The organism is Methyloceanibacter sp., from assembly GCF_051306395.1.
Classification (GTDB): domain Bacteria; phylum Pseudomonadota; class Alphaproteobacteria; order Rhizobiales; family Methyloligellaceae; genus Methyloceanibacter.
This window is the reverse complement of record NZ_JBPPND010000212.1, coordinates 1-7470: the sequence shown is the minus strand read 5'-3', so window position 1 is coordinate 7470 and position 7470 is coordinate 1. Positions and strand designations below refer to the sequence as shown.

Annotated in this window: 9 protein-coding genes; 6 read left to right on the top strand and 3 right to left on the bottom strand. The window is 62.2% G+C overall.

Translation table 11 applies throughout. The annotated features are described in order from the left end of the window. Positions 1–87: 87 nt before the first annotated feature. From pqqA to pqqE, 4 genes are all read left to right on the top strand, one after another. A complete protein-coding gene (gene pqqA / locus ACSLE4_RS11155) occupies positions 88–177 on the top strand; it encodes a pyrroloquinoline quinone precursor peptide PqqA (RefSeq protein WP_069624483.1) in 90 nt (29 codons plus the stop codon). A gap of 415 nt (positions 178–592) precedes the next feature. Further along, positions 593–1315 (top strand): pyrroloquinoline-quinone synthase PqqC, encoded by a 723-nt coding sequence (gene pqqC / locus ACSLE4_RS11150; protein ID WP_435904523.1) that lies wholly within the window; start codon positions 593–595, stop codon positions 1313–1315. Then, positions 1312–1617, top strand: coding sequence for a pyrroloquinoline quinone biosynthesis peptide chaperone PqqD (gene pqqD, locus ACSLE4_RS11145; protein WP_435904522.1), 306 nt, complete (start codon positions 1312–1314; stop codon positions 1615–1617). The genes pqqC and pqqD overlap by 4 nt, the downstream gene beginning before the upstream one ends. Beyond that, positions 1614–2846, top strand: a complete 1233-nt coding sequence (gene pqqE / locus ACSLE4_RS11140; protein ID WP_435904521.1) for a pyrroloquinoline quinone biosynthesis protein PqqE — start codon at positions 1614–1616, stop codon at positions 2844–2846. Before pqqD ends, pqqE begins: the two co-directional genes overlap by 4 nt. Before the next feature lie 78 nt (positions 2847–2924). Here pqqE and ACSLE4_RS11135 read toward each other — a convergent pair whose 3' ends face one another. Then, complete coding sequence (locus ACSLE4_RS11135; RefSeq protein WP_435904520.1) at positions 2925–3587, bottom strand: hypothetical protein; 663 nt, start codon at positions 3585–3587, stop codon at positions 2925–2927. 392 nt (positions 3588–3979) lie between these two features. On the opposite strand from ACSLE4_RS11135, the gene ACSLE4_RS11130 reads away from it, so the two are divergent. Then, positions 3980–5143, top strand: a complete 1164-nt coding sequence (locus ACSLE4_RS11130) for an ABC transporter substrate-binding protein (RefSeq protein WP_435904519.1) — start codon at positions 3980–3982, stop codon at positions 5141–5143. Positions 5144–5145: 2 nt separating this feature from the next. On the opposite strand, the gene ACSLE4_RS11125 is transcribed toward ACSLE4_RS11130, so the two are convergent. After that, the gene (locus ACSLE4_RS11125; RefSeq protein WP_435904518.1) at positions 5146–6015 is read right to left on the bottom strand and encodes a quinoprotein dehydrogenase-associated putative ABC transporter substrate-binding protein; all 870 of its coding nucleotides are present in this window, start codon (positions 6013–6015) and stop codon (positions 5146–5148) included. Positions 6016–6127: 112 nt separating this feature from the next. Beyond that, entirely contained in the window at positions 6128–6499 is a 372-nt protein-coding gene (locus ACSLE4_RS11120; RefSeq protein WP_435904517.1) for a hypothetical protein, read from the bottom strand. Positions 6500–7058: 559 nt separating this feature from the next. Between ACSLE4_RS11120 and ACSLE4_RS11115 the strand changes: the two genes are divergently transcribed. Continuing rightward, a complete protein-coding gene (locus ACSLE4_RS11115; protein ID WP_435904516.1) occupies positions 7059–7316 on the top strand; it encodes a hypothetical protein in 258 nt (85 codons plus the stop codon). Positions 7317–7470: the final 154 nt, after the last annotated feature.

Genomic DNA, 7470 nt, shown 5'->3' with positions numbered 1-7470 from the left:
GCAGAGTTCGGGCGGCCGTTCGGGTTCGCAAACTTTAGGGCCGCACCGACCAATGCTTGGTCTTAAACTCGCGAAAGGAGACACAACATGCGTGAGTGGCACAAGCCGACGATCGAGGAGACGGAGTCCGGTATGGAGGTGACGAGTTACCTGCCGGCCGAGCTGGATCGCGCTTAGTCCGGCTTTTTCTCATCTCGGAAAACGCGAGGCGGCGATCCGGCAAGGGCCAGGTCGCCGTTTCGTTTTCTGGGGTGATCGCGCAGTAAGCGACCCTCGGGGGCCAATGGTCCCCGACCCGGCTTTCCGCTACGATGGACCCTTGATGACCGGAGGCTCTGCGCTGCAACGTTCTGCGCTTCAGGTGTTCTTAATCCGGTATCAAGACAGTGTTCATGAACGAGTCATGAAAATCTCATTCGGGCTCACCATGTTTCATCATGGTATAGACCGGCTCGAAGGCGCCGCAAGAAGCGCCAATAGTCTACAAATATTTGAGGATTGACGCGTATCAAGAAGGCGGCGGCGGCGGCCCGCTACGTTATCCTCTCAAGGCCAATGGTTGAGATCGAGGTAGGAAACCGTGACCAAGATTATGAGCCCCGAGGAACTCGAGCAGGATCTGCGCGCCATCGGCGCCGCGCAGTATCACGACAAACACCCGTTTCATAAGCTGTTGCATGGCGGCAAGTTGAACAAAGGCCAGGTTCAGGCCTGGGCGCTCAACCGCTACTGCTACCAGTCCGCCGTGCCCCGCAAGGACGCGGCCCTCATAAGCCGCTGCCACGACCGCGAGCTGCGCCGCGAATGGCTGCACCGCATCATGGATCACGACGGATACGGCGAGGAGGAAGGCGGCATCGAGCGCTGGCTCGTGTTGACCGACGGCCTTGGCCTCGACCGGGATTATGTGATTTCCCGCAAAGGCGCCCTGCCCGAGACCGTCTTCGCCGTCGAGGCTTATGTCAACTTCGTGCGGGACAAGTCTCTCGTGGAGGCCGTGGCGTCCTCGCTCACCGAGCTGTTCGCACCGAACATCCACAAGGCGCGCATCTCCGGCATGCTCGAGAACTACGACTTCATCAGCGACGACGTGATGGCCTATTTCAAGCGCCGCCTCACTCAGGCGCCGCGAGACGCCGACTTCGCGCTGGAATATGTGAAGCAGAACGCGCGCACGCCCGAGGCACAACAGGGTGCGCTCGATGCGCTCCGCTTCAAGACGCACGTGTTGTGGGCGCAGCTCGATGCACTGTATCTGGCCTATGTCGATCCGGGGATGATCCCCCCGGGTGCCTTCGTGCCGGACCAGGCATGACGGGAGAGACACGGTCTCCCGGCCGGCTCATCGTCGACCGCGAGACGAAACCGCATATGCCGCCCTATCTGAAGCTCCGCCATGACGCGGGGCGCGGGCGATGGGTGCTTCTGGCGCCGGAGCGGATCCTGACGCCGGACCAAACTGCCGTCGCGGTGCTTCAACTCTGCGACGGGACAAGAACAGTGGAGGAGATCGCCGCGAAGCTTGCCGTGGAGTATTCAGCCCCCGCCGACGTGATTACCGCCGACGTGATGGATTTGCTCCAAGGCCTAGCCGACAAGGGATACATAAAGGGATGACCGAGGAGCTCAGGACAGACGAACATTTTCGGAGCGTCACCGTGGACGACGAACCGACCGCAGGCGTGGTCGGCGGCGAGGACGAGGCGGCAGAGCTATGCGCCCGTGCGCCGGTCGGCCTCTTGGCCGAGCTGACGCATCGTTGTCCGTTGCAATGTCCGTACTGCTCCAACCCGGTCGAGCTCGAGGGCGTCAAGAACGAGCTTTCCACCGAGGAGTGGTGCTCGGTGATGCGCCAAGCTGGCGAGATGGGCATTCTCCAAGTGCATCTATCCGGCGGCGAGCCCACGGCACGCAAGGACCTCGAGGACATCGTCAAGGCCGCGTCCGAGGCCGGGCTCTACTCGAACCTCATCACCGCCGCCGTGACCCTGAAGCGCGACAGGTTGGAGACTCTCCAGAAGCTCGGTCTCGACCACGTTCAGATCTCGTTCCAGGACGTCGATCCCGAAGGTGCCGAGAAGATCGGCGCCTATCCCGGAGCGACCCAGAAGAAGCTCGAAGTCGCCCGCTGGGTCACCGAGATGGGCCTGCCGCTGACCATCAACGCGCCGATCCACCGCCATAACATCCATAACGTGCCGCGCTATATCGACATGTCCGTCGAGCTTGGCGCGCAGCGCCTGGAGATCGCGCACGCGCAGTATTACGGCTGGGCCTTCCTTAACCGCGCAGCGCTGATCCCGACTTACGAGGAGACACTCGCCTCGATCGATTGTGTCGAGGCCGCGCGCGAACGCCTGAAAGGCGTGCTCACCATCGACATGGTCGTGCCCGACTACTACGCCAAACGCCCGAAGCCGTGCATGGGCGGCTGGGGCAAGGGCTTCATGAACATCACGCCGGCCGGCAAGGTACTGCCCTGTCACGCGGCCGAGAGCATTCCCGAGCTCGAGTTCGACAATGTGCGCGACCGGAAGCTGCTCGACATCTGGATGAACTCGGATGCGTTCAACGCCTTCCGCGGCACCGACTGGATGAAGGAACCCTGCCGGTCATGCGCCTTCAAGGACATCGACTATGGCGGCTGCCGTTGCCAGGCCATGGCCATGACCGGCGATCCCCGTAACACCGATCCGGCCTGCGCCTTGTCGCCCTATCACAATGAGATGGTGAAGCTTGCCAAGGACGAAGCGGCAAAGCCCGCGACCGAGTTCATCTATCGCAATCCGCGCAACGCCGCGTCAGTCCTGAAGCCGAAAGAAGAGCCTCTGGTGCCGGCAGAATAAGTGAAACGCGGAACGTTCCCATGAGGCGCCTCCAATCGCGGGGCGCCTTTTTTATGCGCGACGTGTTTGGACGGTGCCCTAGGCCACGAGCGTTGCATCCACCGGGATGGCCCTACGCCCATCACTGCCGGACAGCACCCGGTAGGCATGGATGAAGGCCAACGTCGCCACGGGCATGGCGACGAGCAGCCCAACGAACAGGGCGATCAAACCGACAAAGACAATCAGCACCAGCAGCACGACGAGACCAAGCAGCGACCAGCGATGGCCGCGCCCAATTCGCATGCTCTCCTTCATCGCCTCGATGGGACCAATATCCCTGTCAATGACGATGACGGTCGAGAACATGAAGAAGATCATCGCGAGGATTCCCGGAACGACCAGCAGGACCAAGCCGATGCCGACGGCGAGCCCGACCAGGATCGACGCCGCCAGGAACTTCCAGAATGGCCGCGGGTGCCACAGCGTCGACAAGTCCACGGTCTCCGGATTGTCGTGGGCGGCGAGAAAGAAGGCCGTGACGCCCATGCCGACGAAGGTGCTGAGCGCGAGATTGACGAGACCGCCAATCACGGACGGCGCCTCGGCGGAGGAGCCAAGCGCGGAGCCGATACCGTTCGAGATCGCGCCGACCACGCCATATGCAAAGACGATCACGACGGTGGCGCCCACGAAGAACCAGGGGCGCTTCTTGAACGTCTCCCACCCGAAACGAATGGCCGATCCCGCAGTGAAGCTCATGGCGCGAACCTACCATCGACGCGCCGATTCGGGGGACGGTCATCAATTTTCCCACAGAACCGGCGGCGGACCTCGAAGTCAGGAGATTGGCATTTTTCTCTGGCAATAATTCCTGCCTAGGTTTCCGCCTTGCAATGCCTATTTTCTTATCGGTACCATGAGGCCCAACACTCGGCTGGCCCTTTGAACCCGCCGGCGAGGGCCAAATTCGGGTTCTGACGCAACGCGTAACCGGCGCCAACGGTCCCGCTATGAGCATGTTCCGGGCTTTCCGGCCCCTCCCCCGCCTTGTGTTTGCCGCCGCTATCCTTCTTGGGGCGGCATCCAGCCCCGCATGGTCCGCTGGCACAAGTCATCCTTCGAAGGAGCGTGAGGGCGGCGTCAGCGTTCAGATGCCGCAATCGCCGGAGATGCAGCCGGTCGACATCGGCTATCTGCGCGAGATTGTCCCCCACCCGCGCCCGGCATCGCGCCTGGACGTCGAGCCCGACGATGCCGGCATAGACGGTGCGAAAATGGGCATCGAGGAGAACAATGCGGGCGGCCGCTTCATGGGCCATTTCTACGGCCTCGATGTGGAGATCGCGTCATCGCCAGAGGAAGCGCTTGCAGCGCTCAAGAAGCTCCAGGAGTCCGGCCATAACTACATCATCGTCGATGCCTCCGCGCCGACGCTTCTGAAGCTCGCCGATTGGGCGAAAGACAAGGACGTTCTCCTGTTCAACATTCGCGCCGCCGACGTGTCGCTCCGGCAAGAGGATTGCCGCCCCAACGTCATGCACATCGTGCCGGACCGCTACATGCTGGCGGATGCACTCGCCCAGTATCTCGTCAAGATGGACTGGAAGAACTGGCTCTTGGTGCACGGCTCGACCCCGGCCGACGTGGCGAACGTGGAAGCGGCGGAGCGCGCCGCGAAACGCTTTGGCGCGAATATCGTGGACGTGCGGGAGTATGTGGATGTTTCGGGCGGACGCCGCGACGGTGTCGGCCCGGTTCCGCCGGCGAAGCCGCGCAAAGAGGCAAGCGTCAACACGACCGTGGTGCCCAGCACCGGCTATGACGTCATCATGGTGGCCGACGAGGACCAGGTGTTCGGTCCGCTCATTCCTTATCGTGGCGGCGGCGCGCCACGCATCGTGGCCGGCACCACGGGCCTCTTTGCCACGACCTGGAGTCCCGGTCATGAGAAATGGGGCGCGACCCAAGCCAACAACAATTTCGAGAAGGATTTCGATCGGATCATGCTGCCGATCGATCATCAGGCCTATGTCGCGGCCAGGACCATTGGCGAAGCGGTGACCCGCAATCCGGAGAACGACTTCGCGACCGTGTCGGCCTTCATCCACGGCCCCGATCTCCAGCTCGCGCCGTTCAAGGGCATCAAGCAGCAGTTCCGCCCCTGGGACGGCCAGTTCCGCCAGCCACTTTTGATCGCTACCGAGAAAGTGCCGGTCTCCGTGTCGCCGCAACGGGGTTTCCCCCATGCAAGTCACCCGGAGATCGAAGTGGACACGCTCGGCATCGACGAGCCGGAGAGCATCTGCAAAATGTAGGCTTATTGGCCGGCGCTGCCTGAGGCGATGATGTCGCCTTCACGGTCGAGGAGCGGCACGCTGTAGCCTTGCAGGATCACGTTGATGTCGTGCTGGTTATCGGCCAGCACTTTGTTGATCTCGTGCTTGAACTGCGGCTCGTTCGGACGCACGCCCATGGTGATGCCGTAGAACGTGTTGGGCCCCGCGCTTTCTTTGACAAGCGGCGTGACCCTCAAGGGAACCTCGGCGCGCTGCGCATAATAGCCGCCGACCGGCCCCCACAGCAGCCCGGCGTCGAGCTCGCCCGAGGCGATTTCCTCGATCATCGCTTCGGCCGCCTGAGCCTGGCTTTCACCGGTGGTGTTCTCGAAGGGCTTGGCATGGGACGTCAGCCCATGCATGGCGAGAATGCTCGCTGGCGGCGTGCGCGCGAAAAGTCCGATGCGCTTCTGCTTGAGACGCGGATCCGACAACGACTCCACATCTTTGAGGGTTGCGTTGTCCTCTCGCGTGATGAGCACATAAGACGTGTGGTAGTAGGGATTGGTGTCCTCGATCAGGCCGGTGCCTTGCGCGTAGCCCATGACGAGATCGCATGCGCCATTGCCCATCGTGTTGGGCACGTAACCCGTATTCTCGGTGAACCACGTGTATTCTAGATCGTCGCCGAGCCGCTCGGCGATAAGTTCGGCGAGCTTGTTCTCGAAGCCCTCACCCTTATCGTTGGAGAACGGCATGTTGTCGGGATCGGCGCAGACCCGCAGCACTGGCGCCGCGTTCGCCGGCCCGCCGCTCACAAAGAAGCCGACCGCGCACAGCGCGGCAGCGCACAAGCTCAAAAACCAGACGCCTGCAGCCGCCCGGCGCATTGTCGATGCGTGACGTGTCAACGCCGCCTCTTCATCATCTCGGAGCCCGCACCATAGCACGGTCGGGACCATGCGGGGCGTGCGGCTTAAGTCCTCCCAAGATATGGCGATCTGGGACCTATTCCGCCAGGGCCTACTCGTCCGCGGCAGCGCAGCCCAGGATGTTTTCCGCCCGCTCCATACCCGTCGGATAGTGGGCGCCCGTGGGCCTTGGGCCGAACAACGCCATGGCGGTGCGCCCGGCTTCGATCCCATCCAACTCGTGCCGTTCCCGCAGGAGCTTCACGGCGCAGCAATCGGCCTCGAGCTCCATGCGCTTCAACTCCGGCGCGATATAGAAAAAGGCCTGCGGCCCCACATGTCCAAGTTCCTTTTTGAAATTTGCCACATGACCGAGCGTGTGGTGGCAACATTCGTGTGCCATCAGGAACTTCCCATAGTCCGGGTGCTGGCGCAGCGTCAGCGTGTTCACCACGATGACGGGACGCCCCAGGCGATCGGTCATTGACGACGCCTGCTCTGGGACATCACGAAGCGTGTAGGTCCTGATCGGACAATAGGGATTTTCGATCTCAGGCAGCCAACGTCCGGCCTGCACCTTTCCGGGAGACAGCCCGAGACCGGCGGCAGCAATCGCAACGGCGACAATCGAAAGACGCAAAATGGGACCTCCGGGCAAAGCCTCCTTCTGGCCAAACCGTAGCGCCACCCTTGGGCGCCACCAAAGTGATTTGTCGCTCCTTTCCATAGCCACCATTCTAGGCCCAAAGCCCCCGCGCGGGGATAAACACTGTGTTATTCGGCGGTTAGAGACTGCGATCGCAACGCGTAAGGGCACGGGCGTATCTGGCCGCCGCCAAATCAATGCCGGGCGGTAACGTGCGGCGGGGGAAACCCAGGCCTTTCAACTGTCCCCCACGAGGAGCAAGCATTCAGCCCCGGTTCATGCGGACCTCCCTAGACAAAGACTCATAAGCGCCAGCCGTTGATCGCGTACCCCCCGCTCCCTACATGAGCGATACCGCGATCGGCGGTCGGCGAATTTGAGACCATGGAGGTACCAAATGCTGAACCAGCTCACCGTTCCGATACTCGGCCTAGCCGTTCTGGCCGCCACCGCCGTTCCCGCCGCGGCAGACAGAGGCCGCACCCGCTTTATCGAGCCTTTGCCGCAATACGCCTACGATGCACAGCCCCCGAAGGGGGCCGTGACCACCTCTCAGCCGCGCAAATACAAGCGCAAGTTCGACCCCAAGCTCGACTTCGAGACCGAAGCCGTCTGGCGCAATCTGCGTCCAGAATGGTTCGTCGGCGGTCGTTAAAAACCGAGGACAGCCATTTAGGGGCTATTCACCGGCCTCGGATAGTGCAGAAGGCCGAACGTGGCCGCTAAGCGACAGCATTCGGAGAGGCACAGTGCTCAGGCATCTCGCCACAGCCGTTGTCAGCCTTGTCGTGCTCGTCTCGGCACTGGCG